The sequence below is a fragment of the Spongiibacter thalassae genome, from assembly GCF_012272835.1.
In the GTDB taxonomy this organism is placed as follows: Bacteria; Pseudomonadota; Gammaproteobacteria; order Pseudomonadales; family Spongiibacteraceae; genus Spongiibacter; species Spongiibacter thalassae.
Map to the genome: position 1 here is coordinate 186,865 of NZ_JAAWWK010000002.1, position 20,123 is coordinate 206,987.

Annotated in this window: 17 protein-coding genes; 8 read left to right on the forward strand and 9 right to left on the reverse strand. The window is 57.4% G+C overall.

The window, feature by feature from the left end; translation table 11 throughout:
- The first annotated feature begins 1 nt into the window (after window position 1).
- Entirely contained in the window at window positions 2-451 is a 450-nt protein-coding gene (locus HCU74_RS05070; protein ID WP_168449342.1) for a DUF2802 domain-containing protein, read from the forward strand.
- 19 nt (window positions 452-470) lie between these two features.
- On the opposite strand, the gene HCU74_RS20290 is transcribed toward HCU74_RS05070, so the two are convergent.
- A complete protein-coding gene (locus tag HCU74_RS20290) occupies window positions 471-899 on the reverse strand; it encodes an EscU/YscU/HrcU family type III secretion system export apparatus switch protein (protein ID WP_168449343.1) in 429 nt (142 codons plus the stop codon).
- Complete coding sequence (gene fliK / locus HCU74_RS05080) at window positions 896-2,215, reverse strand: flagellar hook-length control protein FliK (RefSeq protein WP_168449344.1); 1,320 nt, start codon at window positions 2,213-2,215, stop codon at window positions 896-898. The genes HCU74_RS20290 and fliK overlap by 4 nt, the downstream gene beginning before the upstream one ends.
- A gap of 215 nt (window positions 2,216-2,430) precedes the next feature.
- Here fliK and HCU74_RS05085 point away from each other — a divergent pair, with 215 nt between their 5' ends.
- Both HCU74_RS05085 and HCU74_RS05090 read left to right on the forward strand, forming a co-directional pair.
- Window positions 2,431-2,913, forward strand: a complete 483-nt coding sequence (locus HCU74_RS05085; protein WP_168449345.1) for a redoxin domain-containing protein — start codon at window positions 2,431-2,433, stop codon at window positions 2,911-2,913.
- An 8-nt stretch (window positions 2,914-2,921) separates the two neighbouring features.
- Window positions 2,922-3,374, forward strand: coding sequence for a MarR family winged helix-turn-helix transcriptional regulator (locus HCU74_RS05090; protein WP_168449346.1), 453 nt, complete (start codon window positions 2,922-2,924; stop codon window positions 3,372-3,374).
- A 111-nt stretch (window positions 3,375-3,485) separates the two neighbouring features.
- Here HCU74_RS05090 and HCU74_RS05095 read toward each other — a convergent pair whose 3' ends face one another.
- The 3 genes from HCU74_RS05095 to HCU74_RS05105 are packed head-to-tail and all read right to left on the reverse strand — an operon-like array spanning window position 3,486 to window position 6,287.
- A complete protein-coding gene (locus HCU74_RS05095; RefSeq protein ID WP_168449347.1) occupies window positions 3,486-4,853 on the reverse strand; it encodes an NAD(P)(+) transhydrogenase (Re/Si-specific) subunit beta in 1,368 nt (455 codons plus the stop codon).
- Entirely contained in the window at window positions 4,853-5,143 is a 291-nt protein-coding gene (locus HCU74_RS05100) for an NAD(P) transhydrogenase subunit alpha part 2 (RefSeq protein ID WP_168450022.1), read from the reverse strand. Before HCU74_RS05100 ends, HCU74_RS05095 begins: the two co-directional genes overlap by 1 nt.
- A 10-nt stretch (window positions 5,144-5,153) precedes the next feature.
- A complete protein-coding gene (locus tag HCU74_RS05105) occupies window positions 5,154-6,287 on the reverse strand; it encodes an NAD(P) transhydrogenase subunit alpha (protein WP_168449348.1) in 1,134 nt (377 codons plus the stop codon).
- A 327-nt stretch (window positions 6,288-6,614) separates the two neighbouring features.
- Here HCU74_RS05105 and HCU74_RS05110 point away from each other — a divergent pair, with 327 nt between their 5' ends.
- Window positions 6,615-9,017: a CHASE domain-containing protein gene (locus HCU74_RS05110; RefSeq protein ID WP_168449349.1), complete on the forward strand. Its 2,403-nt coding sequence runs from the start codon at window positions 6,615-6,617 to the stop codon at window positions 9,015-9,017.
- Here HCU74_RS05110 and HCU74_RS05115 read toward each other — a convergent pair.
- A complete protein-coding gene (locus HCU74_RS05115; RefSeq protein ID WP_168449350.1) occupies window positions 8,987-9,637 on the reverse strand; it encodes a TetR/AcrR family transcriptional regulator in 651 nt (216 codons plus the stop codon). The genes HCU74_RS05110 and HCU74_RS05115 overlap by 31 nt on opposite strands.
- A 166-nt stretch (window positions 9,638-9,803) precedes the next feature.
- Between HCU74_RS05115 and HCU74_RS05120 the strand changes: the two genes are divergently transcribed.
- Window positions 9,804-11,027: an efflux RND transporter periplasmic adaptor subunit gene (locus HCU74_RS05120; RefSeq protein ID WP_168449351.1), complete on the forward strand. Its 1,224-nt coding sequence runs from the start codon at window positions 9,804-9,806 to the stop codon at window positions 11,025-11,027.
- Window positions 11,024-14,143, forward strand: a complete 3,120-nt coding sequence (locus HCU74_RS05125; RefSeq protein ID WP_168449352.1) for an efflux RND transporter permease subunit — start codon at window positions 11,024-11,026, stop codon at window positions 14,141-14,143. The genes HCU74_RS05120 and HCU74_RS05125 overlap by 4 nt, the downstream gene beginning before the upstream one ends.
- 21 nt (window positions 14,144-14,164) lie before the next feature.
- Here the strand turns inward: HCU74_RS05125 and HCU74_RS05130 are convergent, their stop codons facing one another.
- The 3 genes from HCU74_RS05130 to HCU74_RS05140 form a co-directional block, all read right to left on the reverse strand.
- On the reverse strand, window positions 14,165-14,995 hold the full coding sequence (locus HCU74_RS05130; RefSeq protein WP_168449353.1) for a CvfB family protein: 831 nt from the start codon (window positions 14,993-14,995) through the stop codon (window positions 14,165-14,167).
- 111 nt (window positions 14,996-15,106) lie between these two features.
- Window positions 15,107-16,285 carry a thiolase family protein gene (locus HCU74_RS05135; protein WP_168449354.1) on the reverse strand — a complete coding sequence of 393 codons (1,179 nt, stop codon included), beginning with the start codon at window positions 16,283-16,285 and terminating at the stop codon, window positions 15,107-15,109.
- A 140-nt stretch (window positions 16,286-16,425) separates the two neighbouring features.
- Window positions 16,426-17,454 (reverse strand): GlxA family transcriptional regulator, encoded by a 1,029-nt coding sequence (locus HCU74_RS05140; protein WP_168449355.1) that lies wholly within the window; start codon window positions 17,452-17,454, stop codon window positions 16,426-16,428.
- 141 nt (window positions 17,455-17,595) lie between these two features.
- On the opposite strand from HCU74_RS05140, the gene HCU74_RS05145 reads away from it, so the two are divergent.
- Window positions 17,596-19,461 (forward strand): beta-ketoacyl synthase N-terminal-like domain-containing protein, encoded by a 1,866-nt coding sequence (locus HCU74_RS05145; RefSeq protein WP_168449356.1) that lies wholly within the window; start codon window positions 17,596-17,598, stop codon window positions 19,459-19,461.
- 222 nt (window positions 19,462-19,683) lie between these two features.
- Window positions 19,684-20,109 (forward strand): PilZ domain-containing protein, encoded by a 426-nt coding sequence (locus HCU74_RS05150; protein ID WP_168449357.1) that lies wholly within the window; start codon window positions 19,684-19,686, stop codon window positions 20,107-20,109.
- The last annotated feature ends 14 nt before the right edge of the window (window positions 20,110-20,123 follow it).

The following is a 20,123-nucleotide window of genomic DNA, read 5'->3' on the forward strand; positions in this document are numbered from 1 at the left end:
TATGACGGCGGTGAATGAATCGGTCGGGACATGGCCCGAGGCAGTGGTCGCGTGGGTCAGCGGTTTGAGTGATGTCGCTGTAATGGGCGTGTTGCTCTGTGTGGCGGGACTGGCGTTATTGTTGTTTGCGTGGCGCAGCCGTCGCTCCCGTTTCGAGGCGATGGAGGACTTGCTGAACGAGCAAATTGAGCGACAGAATCGCAAAATCGACAGCCAGGCGAACGCCCTCGCGATTCTGGGTGAGCGGGTGCTGGCGCTGGAGGAATATCTGGAGCTGGTCGGGTCGCGACAACAGCAGCTGGAAGGTGACAAGCGCGATGTGCGCTACTACCAGCGCGCGGTAAAACTGGCCGGCGAGGGCGGCAAGGTGGCCGACCTCGTGGAGCGCTGCGGCATGAGTCGAGCTGAGGCCGAGCTGATAGTCAGCCTGGGTAGCAAGTCTGCGGTGTAATCGATTTATTTGTATAAGTTTATTCTTCCTCCGGGCGTAGTGGGTCCTCCTCCGCCGATAGCACTTCTCCACTGACTTCTCGCACGGGTTGATCCCGCATTGGCCTTTGCCGCAGAGGCTCTTCCGTCGATTCGTTCCCGTCGGCGTCGTCGACATCCTGATACGCGCCATAACCGGCATAGTTGTCTGGTACCCGATCCTTAAGGCGATAGGCAAAAGCGATGATTTCGGCCACGGCAATATACAGGGTAGGCGGAATTTCACTGTCCAGCTCAACTCGACTGAGAAGTTGCAACAGTTCAGCGTTTTGGTAAATGGGAATATCGTGCTCAGTGGCCAGCTCCAGGATACGGCGGGCAACGTCTCCCTCGCCCTTGGCGCTGACTCTGGGGGCCTCGCTGCCATCGTAGTGCAGCGACACGGCGATAGTACCGCTTTCCGCTGTCATGCCTTATCGTCCAGCAGGGGTTGGTCGCCCAGCGAGGTACTATGCGGGCTGACTTTGGCGCAGTCGCAGTGTAAATCGAGATCGGTGATACCCTGGCTGTTGAGCCGGGCCGTCAGTTCGTGGCGGAAGTGCTCCAGCAGTGTCAATGTGCTGGCTTGTTCAGCGGTAAAGTGAATACTCACCGCTTCCTCCTGTTGGTGTACATGGGCTTTCATTGGCCCCAATCCCGGCAAATCAAAGTTCAATGTAATCGTCCAGCTCGGCGCCTGTTTTCGGGGAGACGAGGTGGGTGCGGCATCTTCGCGGTCGTGCTGATGCCGCGCCTGCTGGTGCAGGTGGAGTTGCCAAATATCGATGCCGTCCCTGTCGTGCACCGGTAACTCAATGAAATATTGCTGGCTGCCAGGTTCGCGGCTTTGCAGGTGCAAAAGCTGGTGGGCGTCCTGACGGGCGATGGCGCCGCGTACATTTTGCAATAGCTGTTTTAGCGCCGTGTCAGTATCAGTTGTTGGCGCCGCGGCAAGACGTGCCTGCGGGCCAAGCTGGCCAGGTAGCTCAGTGTTGGGACGCATCGACTGGTAAGCGCTTGCCGGTGAGCCAGCCGCTTTGGCAAGTGCCGCTGGGCTGTTTGCCGGGTCGGGAGTAGACGCTGCATCAGTCGGCTTTGCCAGTGTGGCCGGCGGGCCGTAACTCTGTGGCAGGGGTTTGCCCTGCGCCGCATTATTGGCGGTGGTTCCGGCCTGGGCGCGGGCCTGTTCAAGCTGAGTGGCCAGGCGCAGCAGGGCCGTTTTCAGGTCGCCGGAACTACTGTTGTTGGCCAATATTGAGGATTCGAGAAACTGGCCGCTATTCTGAATCACCCGCCGCAGCTGCTCAGGGTCGCCCAGTTGCTGGCGAGAGGGAGTCACGCCGATAAAGGACGCCAGTGCCGCCTGAAGGGCGGGTCTGGAGGGAAGGTTCTGGACAAGCTGCTCCAGACTGGCGGCCAATTGCGTCAGGGGCTGCTGCAGCGGAAGCGTATTTCGCAGCATCGGGGCAATATTTGCCCTGTTGTCCTGAGACAAAACCTGTAGCACGGGGCGTTGCTGGGCGTCCTGTCCGGTGACCTTTAGCTGCAGCTGCTCGCCGTTGCGCAAGGGCGTTTGGCTCTCTGCGGTCATGCGTAAATTGCCGGAGGCGAGTTCGTACAGGTGTTGAGCGCGCTGCCCCAGCACCACGGCATTCAATACGCGATCAACCGCCAGCACCGGTGCCGGGCCGGAAGGCCTGACCAGTGATGCAGGATTGGTATTGACACTCGGGTTAATAATTACCATAGCGCTACTCCGCCAATGAGCTATTCTGTCAAGTAGGAGCAACCAGTCATTGCTTTGGGGGTGGTGTTACCCATTATAACGGCGTCATTCCGATAGACTTGAATTTAAGTAATCGCAAATAATATCGTGCACGATATAAGCTTGTAAGATACAATAGCCGGGCTTTGATATTTTTACTTTGTATCAGTGCGCGAAAGCGCCATGGGAGAAAGACTGTGACATCAATTTATAACTTTGAAATCAATAGCTTGCAGGGAAAGCCAATGAACCTCGCCGACTATCAGGGCAAGGTTGTATTGGTCGTGAATACCGCCAGTAAATGCGGCCTGACCCCTCAATATGAGGGCTTGCAGGCTCTGTATGAGAAGTACCGCGATCAGGGTCTGGTGATTGTTGGCGCGCCCTGCAATCAATTTGCCGGCCAGGAGCCCGGAGACGCGAGCACGATTGAGGGCAGTTGCCTGGTGAATTACGGCGTGAGCTTTCCCATCACGGAAAAAATTGATGTGAATGGCAAGAACGCCCATCCATTATTCGCTTTTTTGAAAAAAGAAGCGCCTGGTACTTTAAGCAATGCGGTAAAATGGAATTTCACAAAATTTCTGGTTGGCAAGGATGGGAAGCCAATCAAACGTTACGCACCGACTACCAAACCGGAAGACCTGGAGAAGGATGTAGTAGCAGCACTGTCTGCATGAGGTATTAAATGTCCAACGACACACCGGAAGAGCTCCGCCTTGATAACCAGCTGTGCTTCCCTCTGTACGCCGCGTCGCGCCTGATTACGCGGCTGTACAAGGATCGCCTGGAGCCCCTGGGAATCACTTACCCGCAATATGTGGTGATGATGATACTCTGGGAAGATGCGCCCTGCGCAGTCAAGGACGTGGGGCGCCGGGCTATTCTGAACACGAATACACTGACGCCCTTGCTCAAGCGCCTGGAAGAGCAGGGGTATATTCGCCGGCAGCGGGATGGCAGTGATGAGCGGGTGGTGAAGATCCACCTTACTGACGCGGGGTTGGCCTTGCGTGACCGCTGTGCCTGTGTGCCCTGGGAGTTGTTGCAATCCTGCGATGTGCCAATGGACAAGGTAGACGAGCTAAAAGCGCTTCTCGATGAACTGCTGCCGGTATTGAAGAACTCGCTCGACGACTAACGGCGCGTCGTTGTCGCTGATCTTGTCCAATAGTGACAGTTGGGGAAATGTCGGATATAAAAAAGGGGATGGCAGTGACTGCCATCCCCTTTTTGTCGTGCCCTTGCGGTATTAGCCGAAGGCCTTGATGATGTTGCCCAGCATTTCCTTGGCGTCGCCAAACAGCATGCGGGTGTTGTCCTTGAAGAACAGGGGGTTGTCTATCCCGGCAAAACCTGAGGCCATGGAGCGCTTCATTACGAAGACGTTGCGTGCCATGTCCACGTTGATGACCGGCATGCCGTAGATCGGGCTGCCTTCCATCTCGCGAGCGGCGGGGTTAACCACGTCGTTGGCGCCGATAACAATCGCCACGTCAAAGGTTTCCATGCGCGGGTTGACCGCGTCCATTTCCAGCAGCAGGTCGTATGAAACGTCGGCTTCAGCCAGCAGTACGTTCATGTGGCCAGGCATACGACCGGCAACCGGGTGAATGGCGTAAACCACTTCGGCGCCGTTCTTCTCCAGAATTTCCTGCAGCTCTTTTACCGCGTGCTGGGCCTGGGCAACGGCCATGCCGTAACCGGGGACAATCACCACGCTGGAAGCGGCTTCCAGAACATAGTAGGCATCGTCCGCTGACATGGGCTTGGCTTCGCCTTCGATCTTGGCGGCAGCGCCACCGGAGGCTACGGCACTGAAGCCACTGAACAGGACGTTGCTCAGAGAGCGGTTCATCGCCTTGCACATGATCTGCGTCAGGATGATACCGCTGGCACCAACCAGTGCACCGGCAACAATCAGGATGATGTTGTTGATCGCCAGGCCCGCAGCACAGGCAGCCAGACCGGAGTAGCTGTTCAGCAGAGAGATGACCACTGGCATATCGGCGCCGCCGATGGGGATAACCAGCATCACACCCAGCAACAGTGACAGGGCAACAACGATGTACAGGTAGGCGATGGTGTCGGGGTTAACAACAAACAGTGTCGCGCTCACCACAATGCCAAGAATCAGCAAAATGTTGAAAATGCGCTGTCCGCCAAACACCAGGGGGCGACCCGGCATTCTCTCGCTGAGCTTGCCATAGGCAATTAATGAGCCGGTGAAGGTGACGCCGCCGATCAGAATGGACAGTACGATTGTGACCATCTGGAAGCTGTTGGGGTCGAAGCCGTACAGGGCGGCCCAGCCAACCAGCAAGCTGGCGATACCACCGGTGCCGTTGAACAGTGCCACCATTTCCGGCATGGAGGTCATGGCAACAGAGCGTGCAACCACTGCGCCTACAACGCCACCGAGCACGATGCCCAGACCGATCCATTTGTAGTCGATAATGCTTTGGTCGAGCAGGGTCACCACGACGGCGAGGAACATACCGATGGCGGAAACCAGGTTTCCTTTACGTGCTGTGGCGGGTGAGCCCAGCATTTTCAGGCCAAAAATAAACAGTACGGCCGCTGCCACATAGGTCAGGTTGACCAGCAATTCAATACCCATTACTTAGCGTCTCCCTGTTTTTTCTTGAACATGGCCAGCATGCGGTCGGTCACCATATAGCCACCAATAACGTTGATTGTGGCCATGGCAACAGCCAGGGTGCCCAGAATTGTAGCCAGTTGCGTGTGCTCTGCGCCCGCAGAGGTCAGAGCCCCGACAAGGGTGATACCCGAAATGGCGTTTGAACCTGACATCAGCGGCGTGTGCAGTGTGGCAGGGACTTTATTGATCAGCTCGAAGCCCAGGAATATCGACAGCATCAAGATGAAGGCGAGAAATACTATTTCCATCATTGTCTCCTTACTTGACTATATTTTTGATGGTTTCATTAACGATCTCGCCGCCGTGGGTAATGACACAGCCCTGCAAAATATCGTTTTCCAGATCGATGGCCATGGCTTTTTTCTCGCCATCCCAGCCTTCGTCTACCAGGTTGAACAGGTTGGAGGAGTACATCTGGCTGGCATCGCGGCTTACGTAATTCGCCCAATTGCCGTTACCTATAATGGTCACGCCATCAACCACGACGGTTTCGCCGGCCACAGAGCCTTCAACGTTGCCGCCGGTTTCTGCGGCCATATCGACGATGACACTGCCTGGTTTCATGCCCGCCACCATATCTTTGGTGACCAGTACCGGTGGCTTGCGGCCAAAGACCTGGGCGGTGGTGATAACAATGTCAGACTCTGCGATCTGTTTCTTTTGACCTTCCAGCTGCAACTGGCGCTGTTCTTCGGTCAATTCCAGGGCGTAGCCGTCCTTGGTTTGCCCGGTTTCGCCCAGGTCTATTTCAAGGAATTTTCCGCCCAGTGAACGCACCTGCTCGGCAACCACGCTGCGGGTGTCGAAGGCGACAACCTTGGCACCCAGGCGCTTGGCGGTGGCGATGGCCTGCAGGCCTGCAACGCCGGCGCCAATGATGAATACGGTAGCGGGCTTTAGGGTTCCGGCGGGGGTCATCATCATCGGCAGAATGCGTGGCAGCTTGGTGGTGGCCAACAGGACCATCACATAACCGGCCAGGCTGGCCTGTGAGCTCAGCGCATCCATTTTCTGCGAGCGGGTGCTGCGCGGAATCATTTCCATGCTGATGGCGCTAACCTGCTGATCGCGGAAGGCCTTGATCAGCTCGTGTTCATTGAACGGGTCCAGATAGCTGACGTGAATCGCGCCGGCTTTAAGGGCCTTGATTTCCTCAATGGTGGGCTTGCTGATACGCAATACGATATCGGCCGTTGAAAGGACCTGAGTCCGGTCCTCTACCACTGTAGCGCCAGCGTCAATGTACTCCTGATCGCTGAAACCGCTACCCAGTCCGAGTCCCGCTTCAATCTGAATTGCGGCTCCCGCGCGGACCAATTTCTTGGCATCGCTCGGAATGATCGCAACTCGATTCTCCCCAGAGGCGAGTTCTTTTGGAATTCCTAAGAGCATCTTTAAAGATCCATTGTTGTATTTGAAGTTATATTGCTGTGCGTAAAAGCGCCGCATTGTATTACATTTGCAGAAAATATGCGATAAAAGCTGTAAGATGAAAAAGCGTGTAATCCCATAAATTTATTAATAAATTTGGGTAATGCCTATATTTATTTAAACTATTTTCTTCGGTGAGTGTGTCGTTTTGGTGCGTAGGGTCTTAGGCGAAATTACCTACTTACCGTGGCTAAAAATGACGGCTAAACTCGTGTTTCATATCGTTTTATTGAGCGCAATTCGCTGCGCCAATGGCGGAAAACTCCGGTTTTCCTGACCGGGAGCCCCATGTCGCAACCCTCAGTAACAACTTCAGACTTGAAAAAGTACCTGCTGATATTCATCGGTGTGGCGCTGGGTTATTACGTGGGTGGTCGTCTGGCACTGTTGCTGGCCGTCGCGCCGGGCTACGCATCGGTCATATGGCCCTCTGCAGGTTTGGCCCTGGCGGCGCTGGTGTTGTGGGGTTACCGCTTCTGGCCCGCCATTCTGCTGGGCTCCTTTGCAACCAACTTTCATATGGCGGTGGACGCGGGTACGCAAATCACCCTGGCGTCGATGGTGTTGCCTTTGATAATCGGTTGTGGGGCGGCGCTGCAGGCCGTGGTGTCCAAGTGGCTGTTGACCCGCTTTATTTCCCTGCCGCTGCGCCTCGATACGGTGCCTGAGGTGCTTTGCTTTCTTTTCGTGGTCTGCGGTCTGGGGAGTACGGTGAGCGCCTCGGTGGGAGTTGTTGCCCTCACCTGGTTCGGTTTGGTGGCGCCGAGCAATATTTTATTTAACTGGAGTACCTGGTGGGTCGGTGATGGTCTGGGTGCCCTGCTGGTCAGTACATTGATTTTTGTGTATCTGGCAGAGCCGCGGAAGCTCTGGGCGAGCCGCCGCCGAGTATTGCCGACGGTGATGATTGTGACCTCGGTGATTTTGATCGCCCTGTTTGTCGTGTCGAGCAACTGGGAGCAAAGCCGCCAGCGTTCTGTGTTCGATCGACAGGTGCGGCAAGTGCATCTGCGTACGCAAATCGTGTTGAGCAGCTATCTGGATAATCTGTACGCGGTGAAGGGGCTGTTTGAAAGCTCGGACGCGGTGGAACGCCAGGACTTTCAGGTTTTTACCCACAATATACTTCAGCGATATCAGGGTTTTCAGGGGATTGCCTGGAATCCCATGGTCAATCGCGATGGGCGTGAACCGCTGGAGTCGATCCTCTCCAGGGAGTTGGGTGAGAGCCGGGTGTTTACCGAGCTTGACCCCAATGGCACCCGGGTTGCGGCACAGCAGCGGGACAGTTATGTTGTGATCCGCTATATCGAACCGCTGGCCAAGAATCGTTTGGCGGTGGGCTACAACATCGCTGCGAGTGAATTGCCCCGCGAAGCCCTGTTGCGCGCGGCGCGGACCGGAGAGCCATCATCCACTTCGCCCATCAAGTTAATTCAGGAAGAGGGTACTCAGAAGGGGGTGGTAGTCTATTTCCCCGTGTATAGCGACGCCGGGGAGTTGGTCGGGTTTGCCTCGGGCGTGTTCCGCATGGGTAATCTTATGGAGACCTTGCTGTCTGCTGAGGATTTGTCGGGGCTTCATATGTCGCTGCGTTCGGGGGCGGCCGAGACTGCGGAAACCCTGTTTTCTCTGGGTGAAGCCTACCGCAGTGGTGTGGGACTGTTTACCGCAACGTTACCGGTAGCCTTTGCCGACCGTGAGTGGCAGTTGGATTTTCAGGCTGGTCAGCGATTTATCGTGGACAGTCGCTCGATGACCCCCTGGGGCATACTCGCCGTTGGCATGTTGTTTACCGGCTTGCTCAGTATGTCGCTGCTGATTCTCACTGGCGCCAAGTTTCGCTCTGAGCAAACCAGTGAAGACTTGCAGCAAACGCTGAATCAACTGCGCAGTACTCAGGACCAGTTGATCGAAGCTGAGAAGCTCGCGTCACTGGGTGGCATGGTGGCGGGCTTTGCCCACGAGCTGAATACTCCTGTCGGCATTGCGGTGACGGCGGAATCCACCCTTCAGGAAGACCTTAAACAGTTGGAGGTCATGCTCGCTGATGGCCCCGCGCGCACAGAAAAACATCTGCGGCGAATGCGCGAGGCTTCGGCAATGGTGCTGAGCAGTTTGCAGCGGGCCGGCGCTCTGGTGCAGGCCTTCAAACAGGTTGCGGGGGATCAGGCATCGGGGGAGTGCAGGGAGTTCAATCTCTATGAATATTTGCATGATGTGGTGATAAATATGGCGCCGGGATATCGGGCCCTCGGCCACGAAATTAGTTTCCGTTGCCCTAGGGACATCACCGTGGTGTCAATTCCCGGCAGCGTCGGGCAGGTGTTGATACAGCTGATTAACAACAGTCTCGTCCACGGCTTCCATGAGGAACAGGTGGGGGAAATCAGTGTAGATGCCCGCATCGACGATGGCGAATTGGAATTGGTGGTGGCGGACAACGGCCTCGGCATCCCGGCAGATGTTCTGCCAAAAATCTTCGATCCGTTTTTCACCACCCGCCGGGGGCGGGGAGAGGGCAGTGCGGGCACCGGCCTCGGCTTGCACCTGGTGTACAACATTGTTAACCGGCAGTTGCACGGCAGCATTGCGGTGCAGTCCGAGCCGGGAGCAGGCAGTCGGTTTACCCTTCGGCTTCCCCTGGATGTGCGTCATTTTCAAAGCGCCGAGGAGGTGGTTGTCGTCTGATTCGGGGGGCGCAGGCCGGCGATCATCAGTTTGAACTGGGTGCGAATGGAGTCCATACCGCTGCCGAAGGCATTGCCCACCGCCAGTTGGTGGTGGAATACCCCCATAACATGGGAGCGCACATAAAGGGCCAGTTGCTCGGGGGGAATATCCTGGCGCACCTGGCCAAGTTGCTGTGCCAGATGCATCAGGCGGGTCATTCTTTGCAAGTTGTCTTCGCGATCCTGGTCGATGCGCTCGCTCAGTGCCTCAGACTCCCTGCACAGGGCGTAACGTACGGCGAAGCGAATCAGTTGTTCGGTGGCAGGGTTTTCGCTCAGCTGCTGGTGTGGGTGGATGAGTGCGGTAATCAGCTCTTCCAGGCAAAATTTGCCCTTGGCGGCGCGCTCGACCAACTCGCCCATGCTGGCATTCAGGGGGTCGCGAAGGCGCTCGAGAATGGCGTTGATCAACTCTTCCTTATTCTTGAAATGCCAGTAAATCGCGCCGCGGGTAACGCCCACCGCCGCGGCAACATCTTCCAGTCGAGTATTTTTAATGCCCTTTTCGGCAAGCAGTTGTTCCGCGGCACAGAGCAGGGCCTCTCGAGTGGCTTCGGCATCTTCTTTTGAACGTCTCATTACAGTTGTCTCCCCGGCGTAGTCGCTGCAGGGCCTCGTTGTTTTTTATTGAAATAAGTGTATAGCGTGCCAGTCCATTACGGCGCTGTCATCAAAACGTACTTTACATACGTGTATGCATGTATGTAAAGTAAAGGCTCTTATATTATCTTCTGGTCCTTCCTCTATGATCGTTGCGCGTCGCTTCGCTTTTCTCATTCTGTTCGGTTGCCTGTTCGCCGCCTGCTCGCCACCGTCACCTGAGGCGCGGGGCCAGGAAGAGCCTGCCTACAAGGTCAAGGTCGTTCATGTGGCGCCCACGGCGGTGCCTGTAAGCGAAGTGTTTTCCGGTCGTGCCGAGGGTTCGAAGGAAGTTGAAGTGCGCGCTCGGGTTGAAGGCATTTTGTTGCGCAGGGCCTACGCCGAGGGTGAGCAGGTGGAAGCGGGGCAACTGCTTTACGAGATTGATGCCGCGCCTTTTGAGGTGGCGCTGAGTCGCGCCCAGGCGCAGTTGGCTCAGGCGCAGGCGTCACTGGCCGCTGCCCAGCGTCGCTGGGACCGCTCTACCGAACTGATTCGTAAAAATGCGATTAGCCAACGGGATCGCGACGACGCCCAGTCTGAGCTGGAAATGGCCAAGGCAACGGTGCAGCTGGCCCAGTCAGAGGTGCGCGCTGCACAGATCAGTCTTGACTACTGCAAGGTGAGGGCGCCGATTTCGGGGATAACCTCCCGGGAGCGAGTATCGGAAGGCAGCCTGGTTGGCCCCAACAACAATGTATTAACCACGATCACCCAGATGGATCCTATATGGATCAACATGTCCTTACCCGACAAGATCGTAATTTTGCTGCGGCGAATGATCAAGGATGGTGAGCTGGCCTACGACGCGAGTCAAAAAAGTTTGAAAATAGAGACCGATACGGGTGATTTTCACTCCTATCGTGGGCAGGTCAATTTCTCCGACAGCGCGATAGATCGTCGAACCGGCACGGTGCAGTATCGCGCGACGGTGCCCAACCCGGATGGCGGCCTGATACCCGGGCAGTTTGTCCGTGTTCACTTTATGGGCTTGTACAGTGCTGACTCCATCGCGCTGCCCGAACGGGCGATTCTCCAAGGACCCTCCGGCAGCTTCGTCTATGTAGTAAACGCCGAGCAGCGGGCGGAGCCACGGCCGGTTGTGGTTGGCCTTGAGGTGGACGGCGGTCTTATCATCGATTCGGGCCTGCAGGCCGGTGATCGCGTGGTGGTGGACGGCATGGTGCGCATTCGTCCTGGCAGCCTGCTGGACTGGGATGAAGTCCCCGGGTTGCAGTTTGCCCAGCACCCCAATTCGCTACCTGGCTACTCGCCGGGCGCCACTGACGCGCTGATGGCGACCACCCTTGTCGAGGGTAGCGCACGATGAACGCGCGGTTTTTTATCGACAGGCCGGTCCTGTCCATTGTGTTGTCGCTGTTACTGCTGATTGCCGGCGGCGCTGCGGTAGGCAAATTGCCGGTGGCGCTCTATCCTGGCCTGTTGCCGACGCAAATCGTGATTTCGGCAGCTTATCCCGGTGCTAACGCGGAAACCGTCGCCGAGTCGGTGGCGGCGCCCATTGAGCAGGAGCTCAACGGCATCGACGGTATGCTGTATATGACGACTCAAGCCTCGTCAGCGGGGGTGGTTTCCATAACCGTAACCTTTGCCGCCGGGGTCGATCCAAACCAGGCGGCCATTGAAGTGAGCAATCGGGTGGCGGTGGCGGAAAACCGCCTTCCCGATGTGGTAAAACGCAACGGTGTAAAGGTGGAAAAGCGTTCCACCGACATGTTGATGGTCTACGCCCTGTCGTCGGATTTCCCTCAGTACGACTCCATTTTTCTCAGCAACTACGCCCTGCTGAATATTCTTGACGAGCTGCGCCGGGTGCCGGGGGTGGGCAATGCCCAGCTGTTTGGCGCGCGGGACTACTCCATGCGGGTGTGGCTGCGTCCCGACCGCCTCGCCGAACTGGGGCTGACCCCGGCAGACATTGCCGCGGCGATTCGAGAGCAGAATTCCAATTTTGCCGCAGGGAGCTTTTCCGCCGAGCCGGTCTCTGGGGAGCAGGCTTTTACCTATTCGGTGACGACCGAGGGCCGCCTCGCCTCTGTTGAGGAATTCGAGCGCATTATTATTCGTGCTGAATCAAGCTCTGCGGCGCTACACCTGGGTGATATCGCCAGGGTAGAGCTGGGGGCGAAGGACTACGCGTTTCTGGGCAGTTTCAATGGCCAGGCGGCGGTGCCCATCGGCCTGTTCCTGCGGCCCGGGGCCAATGCCCTGGAAACCGGTGATGCGGTGAAAAAGGTGATGGCCGAGGCCAGGGAAAAGCTCCCTAACGGTGTGGAAATGTCGATTGCCTTCGACACCAATATTTTCGTCAAGCACTCCATTGAAGAGGTGGTGGCGACCTTCTTTGAAGCACTGCTGCTGGTAGTGCTGGTAATGTTCCTGTTCCTGCAGAATGTGCGGGCCACCTTCATTCCGGTGTTGGCGATTCCCGTGTCAATTATCGGCAGTTTTGCCGGGCTATACCTGCTGGGTTACTCGGTTAATTTGCTGACCTTGTTTGGCCTGATTCTGGCAATAGGAATCGTCGTGGACGACGCCATCATCGTGATCGAAAATGTCGAGCGAATCATGAAAGAGCAGGGTCTGCCCGCGGTTGAGGCCGTGCGTCAGGCAATGGACGAGGTCAGTGGGCCGCTGGTCGCCATTGTATTGGTGTTGTGCGCGGTCTTCCTGCCAGTGATATTTATCGACGGGATGACCGGGGAAATGTATCGGCAGTTTGCGGTGGCAATCACGGTGTCGGTAGTACTGTCCGGAATCGTTGCCCTGACCCTTACCCCCGCGCTGTGCGCGATGATTCTGTCTTCCGACCACAGCGCCGCGCAGCGCGGATTCCTGGCGTGGTTTAATCGCAGTTTTGACCGTCTGCGCGATGGCTATCTGACGGTCACCAGTCTGCTGCTACACCACCGTGTTGCTGCCGTGTTTCTGTTTCTGGCGCTGATCGGCTCGGCGCTGGTGTTGAATCGGTGGGTGCCTGCGGGCCTGGTGCCTGCCGAAGATCAGGGCTATGTGATTATGGCCTATAACACTCCTCCGGCGGCCTCGCTAAGTCGCACCGGCGCGGTGACCGCGACAATGTCCGAGCGGGTTCTGGAGCATCCGGCGACCTCATCGGTGATGACCTTTACCGGGTATGATTTATTGGCTGGAGGCCTGAAAACCAATACCGGCGTGTCGTTTATTATGTTGAACGACTGGTCCGAGCGGGAGCAGCCGGGAATGGATTCCCAGTCGCTCGCCAATGCCTTGCCCCGCTTGGGGGATGATGTCCTCGATGCCGAAATGTTTGCCTTCAACCCACCACCGATCATCGGGTTGAGTACAACCGGAGGCTTTGAGGCTTTTCTGGAAAACCGTAGCGGTGGCGACTTACATGCGCTGTCCGATGCCCTCGACCGATTTATGGCGGCTGCCCGCCAACGCCCGGAGCTGGCGGATTTAAATACCACCTTTCAGCTCAATACACCCCAGTACCGTCTTCAGCTCGACCGTGAAAAGGCAATGAGTCTGGGCGTGCCCATCGCCGACGTGTACAGCACGATGCAAGCCACCTTTGGTGCGTTATACGTCAATGACTTTACGCTGTTCGGGCGCAGCTTTCAGGTCAATTTGCAGTCGGAGGAGGAATTCCGTCGATCGCCGGAGGACCTGAGCAAAGTCTATGTGCGGTCGAATTCCGGTGCCCTGGTGCCGTTGAGTTCTCTGCTCAATGTGACGCGAACCGTAGGGCCGGACGCGGTGGCGCGGTTCAATGGCTTCACTGCGGCCAAAATTCTCGGCAGCGCTGCTGAGGGATACAGCTCTGGCGAGGCCATCGCCGCCATCGAGGAGGTTGCAGCGGAAACACTGGGAGATCGGTTCACTGTCGGCTGGGTCGGCAGTGCGTTCCAGGAAAAGGCCTCCGGCAGCAGTGGCAGTCAGGCCTTTGTGCTGGCGATTGTGATGGTGTTTTTGATTCTGGCGGCCCAGTACGAGCGCTGGCTGATGCCCGTTGCCGTGGTTTTGGCGGTGCCCTTTGCACTGCTGGGCGCCCTGCTGGCGGCGTGGATGCGCGGTCTGGATAACGACATTTATTTTCAGATTGGTCTGGTGTGCCTGATCGGTCTGGCGAGTAAGAACGCCATTCTCATTGTCGAGTTTGCCATGCAGCAGCGCGACAAGGGCTTGAGCATCGTCGATGCCGCGCTCGCTGCGGTGAAACTGCGTTTTCGGCCGATTGTGATGACCTCGCTGGCGTTCACCCTGGGTTGTCTGCCTCTGGCGCTGGCCAGTGGTGCAGGGGCGGCGAGCCGCATTGCGCTGGGCACCAGTGTCATCGGCGGAATGATGCTGGCGACCTTTGTTGCCACCGTGTTCGTGCCGCTGTTCTATGTGCTGCTGGCAACCCTCGGCGAGCGACTGGCGCGCGCGCCGAAATCTTAGGGCGACGGCGCTGTCGTAGGGTTACTTGAGCAAGCGTATTCCGCGTTCCTCGATGTTGATGCGGCGCTCCTTATACAGCTTGCTCAGTCCTTGTTTGAAGGCCTTTTTACTGACTCCGAAAATCCGCTGAATTGCCTCGGGTGGGCTCTTGTCCCCCAGGGCGAGAAAGCCGTCATTTAATTCCAGTTGCTGAAGAATCGCAGCGGCAATATCCGGCGCGCGCTGGCGAGCCGGTGCATTCAGGCTCAAGTCCAGACGTTGGTCAGGGCGCACTCGGCGCACCCAGCCTTGCAAACGTTGACCACGGGTGAGCGGGCGCTTGAGTTCATTGTCGTACAGCAGGCCCCAGAAGCGGTGGTTGACTACACATTTGTAGCCCAGCTCGGTTTTGCCGCCTACCGTCAGCGTGACCTTGTCGCCGCTGCGCAGGCCCTCGGCGAGGTCGAGGATGTGTTTGTCGAGACGCATACTGGCGACCAGCCGACCGCGTACATCCTGATAGACCACCACCAGTACTGAGCGCCCTTCGCTGACTGTGCCGACCTGTTCGCTAAAGGGTAACAGCAGCTCCTTGCTTAAACCCCAATCGAGAAAGGCGCCAACGTCGCTGGTCGCAGTAACCCGCAACGTGGCCACTTCGCCACAGAATACCTCTGGCATTTGGGTACTGGCGATCAGGCTGCCGTCGTTGTCGTGGAAAACAAACACCTCAAGGGTGTCGCCGGGGGCGCAGTTATCCGGTGCCTGTTTTGGCGGCAGAAAGATGTCGCCCAGAGGGCCGCCGTCAAGGTAGAACCCGGCGGTGCTGCTTCGGCTGACAGTGAGCAGGTTGCGGCGTCCGATTTCGGCCATGGTGTGTCCAAAGTGAAAATGAGTATGTCGGAGGGGGAGTATGACGGCTGACACGCAGGGGCGCCAGCCGTGAGCGGGGCAACACTGTGCCCCACGAGTGGTGTGCGCGAATCAGACCAGTTCGATCGCTACAGCCAGAGCTTCTCCGCCGCCGATGCACAGTGAGGCAACGCCGCGGGTCTTGCCGAGCTTCTTCAGTGCATAGATCAGGCTGATGATAATACGCGAGCCAGTGGAGCCTACAGGGTGGCCCTGGGCGCAGGCGCCGCCGTGGATATTCACCTTGCTGTGGTCGAGGCCCAGATCACGGATCGCCATCATGGTAACCATCGCAAAGGCCTCGTTGATTTCCCACAGGTCAACGTCATCTTTACTCCAGCCCGCCTTGGCGAGCAGGGTGTTCATCGCGCCGACAGGGGCTGCGGTGAAGGTTTCAGGCTCCTGGGATTGGCGGCTGTGGGCGACAATGCGCGCCAGCGGCTTGGCACCGGATTCGTTCACCGCTTTCTCGCTCATCAACACCATGGCAGAGGCGCCGTCGGAAATGCTGCTGGAGTTGGCGGCGGTAATGGTGCCGTCTTTGGCAAAGGCCGGACGCAGGCTTGGGATCTTGTCCAGATTGGCCGTCAGCGGTTGCTCGTCGTTTTCAACCACGGTTTCGCCTTTGCGGGTTTTAACTACTACGGGTACGCTTTCGGCTTTCAGTGAACCGTCTTCTATCGCTGTTTTGGCGCGCTTGAGGGACTCAACCGCGTAGGCGTCCATTTCTTCACGGGTAAAGCCGCGCTCGTCGGCCATTGCCTGGGCAAAGCTACCCATCATGCGTCCGGTGTAGGCATCTTGCAGGCCATCGAAGAACATATGGTCTTCCAGACCCTTGCCACCGGTGCCAACGCCCTTGCGCGCGTTCATGACGATATGGGGAGCATTGGTCATGCTTTCCATGCCACCGGCTACGACGATGTCGCAGCTACCGGCTTTGATCTGGTCGTGGGCATAAATTGTCGTCTGCATGCCCGAGCCGCAGAGTTTGTTAACGGTGACGGCGCCGGTGCTTTTGGGAATGCCGGCCATGATGGCGGCTTGACGGGCGGGGCCCTGCTTCAAGCCGGCAGGAAGTACACAGCCCATAATAACGTCGTCGATTTTGCCAGCGTCAACACCGGCGCGTTTTACCGCTTCGGCGATGGCGGTGGTGCCGAGTTCTACCGCGGTAACATCGCTGAGACTGCCAAGCATTCCGCCCATTGGGGTACGGGCGCCGGAAACAATATATACAGAGTCGGACATGGTCGGTTTCCTTGTGTGATGGGCGACAACGGGCACTCGTAAACCGCTTGGGTGCATCGATCGCGTGAAAAATAGACGCCGCATTTAGCCACGAGGTACCGGTATTATCAAGTTTACCCACTATTCAGCGGGTGAATGGCTCAGCTGTCTGTGCCGTCGATGGCAAACAGTTTGCGGCGCACACTGCGACGGTATTCACCCGGGGTGAGGGTGTAGCGCTGGCGAAACAGTTTGCACAGGTAGCTGGTGTCGGCGTAGCCGCAGAGCTGGCTGATATCGTCAAGGCTGAGGTTGCTATTCTGGAGCAGATCCCGCGCATTTTCCAGGCGCAGCATCTGCAAATACTGGAGGGGTGTTTGCCCACTCGCCTGGCGGAAGCGGCGCAGAAAACTGCGCTGGCTGAGACCACTTTTTTCGGCCAAGTCGGCAATGCTGATGCTGTCGCCAATATGGCGGTGCATCCAGCTCTGGGCCAGCGCAATCACCTCGTCGCTGTGCAGATCCTGCTGGTCACTGCGGTAGGCGTGGCGAGAGAAGGGGCGACGGCTTTCCGGGGAAAACTGGCGGGTCGCGCCCTGGGCAACGATTGCGCCCCAATGGCGGTCGATCAGGTGAATAATCAGGTCGGCGGCACTGTTCACGCTGCCGGTGCAGAACAGGTTGTCGGCCTGGGTAATCAGGTGGTCGCGTTTCAGTTTTATGCTTGGGTAGCGTCGCTGAAAATCGTCGAAGTAGTGCCAGTGGGTCGTCGCGGCGCGATGGTCCAGTAGTCCCGCCTCGGCGAGAAAGTAACTGCCGTTACCCACCGCGCAAATTTCGCAGCCGGATTGATCCAGTGCCCTGAGCCACTCCTTCACCTGTGGGCGCATTGCGCCGCCGCGCAGGGGGTGACGCCAGCGGCTGGGGATCACCAGAATATCCAGCTGGGGCAGGGTGTCAGGGTTGCCGTCGAGCATAATATCGGTATGTACGGTGAGTGCGCCAGACATGGAAATAGGCGGTGGATCCAGTGCTATGACCTGAAGAGTGGCGACCGGACCCTGGCGTTGATGCATGAACTGGTGGTTAACCGCGTTAAACAGTTCCATCGGCAGGCTGATACTGGTGGCCAGGGCGTTGTTAAAGGCGAGAAGGCCGATGGCTTTGTCGGCGGGGCGTGTTGAGAACATGATCGCATCGCTATCCGGAATATCGTTGATGTGGCCAAAATAACATATAAATTGGCGAAAATGACATAATCAATCCCTGACATAAGGCATAAACTAGCCTGACTAGATAACCCGTTTTCACCGTCAGTCAGAGGTTCAATTGTGAGTAGTTTGCCTGTAGTTGTAGGATTTGGTGGCATCAACCCGGCCGGTCGAGCGTCCTTCCATCACGCCTATCGCCGCATGGTCTTTGACGCCCTGCCGGAATCCGCGCAGACCCGCACGCTGAAAAGCCTTGCGGCGCTGATGAACGTCAGCGGTGAAGTAAGCGATATCACCACCCGCGACTTTATCCTGGCCCATACACTGATCAGAAAGATCGAGGCCTCCGCCTTCGATGTCGAAAATGTCGCCTGGAACAAACGTATGTCGGTGTCCGGCGAAGGCGGCAAAATGGAGTTTGTCACCCGTAGTCGCCACCTGCCGGATGTGATTCCCCCCGGCTGGACGGTGCGTGAACTCGGCGCGGGACAGGTCGCGGTCACCGTTGAAGAATCGACCGACATTCTGGTGCCGACAACCCGTCGCTTTGAAGTCTCCAGTGCCGGGCAGTTGCCCAGCGGCTTTGACCCCTCCAGTTACTACGCGGCGCGGAGCCATCCCAAGGGGCTGCAGATGTCGGTGTTTGCCGCCTCTGATGCGATTCACTCAATGGGAATTGACTGGGAAGTGGTGCGCAACCGCGTGCGCCCGGACCAGATCGGTGTGTATGCCAGCTCGGCGATGGCGCAGATGGATGATGCCGGTTACGGCGGTTTGCTCGGTGCTCGCGCTGGCGGCGGACGAGTCAGCTCAAAACAACTGCCTCTGGGACTGCCGGATATGCCAGCTGATTTTGTCAGCGCTTATGTGCTGGGCAATGTCGGCAGCATAGGCCCCTCCCTCGGCGCCTGTGCCACCTTCTTTTACAATATGCGCCACGCCGTACAGGAAATTCGTGAGGGCAGTGTGCGGGTGGCGATAGTCGGCGCCGCCGATGCCGCTGTTGATCCGCGGGTGATGGACGGTTACGCAACCATGGGCGCCCTGGCCACCGATGCCGAACTGCTCAAACTCGATCAGGCACTGGGGCTGACCGAAGCCAATTATCGTCGAGCCAGTCGCCCGTTCAGCACGAATTGCGGGTTTACCATTTCCGAAAGCAGCCAGTTTATCGTGCTGTTTGATGACGCCCTGGCAATGGAGTTGGGCGCGCAGGTTCACGGCGCTGTGCCCGATGTCTTTGTCAGCGCCGACGGCTTTAAAAAATCCATTTCAGGACCGGGTATCGGCAACTACGTTACGGTGGCCAAGGCGTTGGCCTGCGCGGCGGCGATTGTCGGTGGCGACGCGGTGAAAACCCGCAGCTTTGTGCAGGCGCACGGCACCAGCACCCCGCAAAACAGGGTCACTGAATCCCATATTCTCAACGAAGTCGCCAAGTCATTTGGCATCGAAAAATGGCCTTTGGTGGCGGTGAAAACCTTCCTGGGTCACAGTATTGGCGCCGCCTCGGGTGACCAGATGACGGCAACACTGGGCGTATGGCATGACAATATTCTGCCGGGGATCACCACCGCCGATCACTTTGCCGACGATGTGGAGTCCAGTAATTTGGGCTTGTCTACCCGCCATGTGCAAGTGGAGGAAAACGCCCTTGATGTTGCCGTGCTGAATGCCAAGGGCTTTGGCGGTAACAATGCGTCGGCGACGGTATTGTCGCCGTCCATGAGTCAGCGGCTACTTCAGGGTCGCCACGGTGCGAAGGCGTGGGCAGAGTACCAGCGTCGCAACGAGCAGGTGGTGGCTGAGGCCCAGGCCTATGACGATGCCGCGGTCAACGGCGAGCTGGCGGTCAAATACCAGTTTGGTGAGGGCGTACTTGAGCCCGCTGACCTGGACTTGCAGCGTGACAGTATCGGCCTCAAGGGTTGGGACGAGAGAATAGCGCTGCCCGCGTCATCGCCCTATGCTGATTGGCTGAAGTAAATTCGCATCTGCTGACGGGAAGCCGCGCCTTGTTGCGCGGTTTTTTTTGCCCGTAACAAGCCCGTCGCAGGGTTGATCCCGCCGTCTCCTTTCCGCCGTATCGTGGTTTATACCTAAACGGTTATTACGGATTTTCGCCGTCCCCCTGCTATGGCCAACTAGGGCAACGCTTAATAAATGCTGATTTTCCAGCGCGCCGTGATCGGTTGTAGGGATGTGTCCATGCGAGAATATTTGCGTCACCCAAGTAATATCCCCCTCGATGTGCGAGTAGTGGCACAACATATGGAAAGCCATGCACATACCAGGGATGTCAGCATGGCTGGCCTGTGCTGCGAAGTCGCGAGGGAGATTCGCTGTGGCAGTGAAGTTGAGTTCTGTGTGCCTCTGCTGTCCGAGGACTACGTCGGCAAGGGTGTTGTGGCCTGGTGTCGGCCCAGTAGCGAGGGCTATCAACTGGGGATTGAATTCAGCAATGAAGGCGACGTGTTTCGCGTAAAAATGGTTGAGCAACTCTGCCAGATCGAAGCCTATCGCCGTGAAATTCAGGCCTGTGACGGTCGGGAATTGGACGGAGAACAGGCGGCGCGGGAGTGGATTCAGCGCTTCGCCGCGGATTTTAACCGGCGTTTTACTCTCTCTTCCTGATACCAACAACGTTC

Excerpts from the sequence above, each read along its gene's own strand:
- HCU74_RS05070 (WP_168449342.1), top strand. The coding sequence starts at position 2 with ATGACGGCGGTGAATGAATCGGTCGGGACATGGCCCGAGGCAGTGGTC.
- HCU74_RS20290 (WP_168449343.1), bottom strand. The coding sequence starts at position 899 with ATGACAGCGGAAAGCGGTACTATCGCCGTGTCGCTGCACTACGATGGC.
- fliK (WP_168449344.1), bottom strand. The coding sequence starts at position 2,215 with ATGGTAATTATTAACCCGAGTGTCAATACCAATCCTGCATCACTGGTC.
- HCU74_RS05090 (WP_168449346.1), top strand. The coding sequence starts at position 2,922 with ATGTCCAACGACACACCGGAAGAGCTCCGCCTTGATAACCAGCTGTGC.
- HCU74_RS05095 (WP_168449347.1), bottom strand. The coding sequence starts at position 4,853 with ATGGGTATTGAATTGCTGGTCAACCTGACCTATGTGGCAGCGGCCGTA.
- HCU74_RS05100 (WP_168450022.1), bottom strand. The coding sequence starts at position 5,143 with ATGGAAATAGTATTTCTCGCCTTCATCTTGATGCTGTCGATATTCCTG.
- HCU74_RS05105 (WP_168449348.1), bottom strand. The coding sequence starts at position 6,287 with ATGCTCTTAGGAATTCCAAAAGAACTCGCCTCTGGGGAGAATCGAGTT.
- HCU74_RS05110 (WP_168449349.1), top strand. The coding sequence starts at position 6,615 with ATGTCGCAACCCTCAGTAACAACTTCAGACTTGAAAAAGTACCTGCTG.
- HCU74_RS05115 (WP_168449350.1), bottom strand. The coding sequence starts at position 9,637 with ATGAGACGTTCAAAAGAAGATGCCGAAGCCACTCGAGAGGCCCTGCTC.
- HCU74_RS05120 (WP_168449351.1), top strand. The coding sequence starts at position 9,804 with ATGATCGTTGCGCGTCGCTTCGCTTTTCTCATTCTGTTCGGTTGCCTG.
- HCU74_RS05125 (WP_168449352.1), top strand. The coding sequence starts at position 11,024 with ATGAACGCGCGGTTTTTTATCGACAGGCCGGTCCTGTCCATTGTGTTG.
- HCU74_RS05130 (WP_168449353.1), bottom strand. The coding sequence starts at position 14,995 with ATGGCCGAAATCGGACGCCGCAACCTGCTCACTGTCAGCCGAAGCAGC.
- HCU74_RS05135 (WP_168449354.1), bottom strand. The coding sequence starts at position 16,285 with ATGTCCGACTCTGTATATATTGTTTCCGGCGCCCGTACCCCAATGGGC.
- HCU74_RS05140 (WP_168449355.1), bottom strand. The coding sequence starts at position 17,454 with ATGTTCTCAACACGCCCCGCCGACAAAGCCATCGGCCTTCTCGCCTTT.
- HCU74_RS05150 (WP_168449357.1), top strand. The coding sequence starts at position 19,684 with ATGCGAGAATATTTGCGTCACCCAAGTAATATCCCCCTCGATGTGCGA.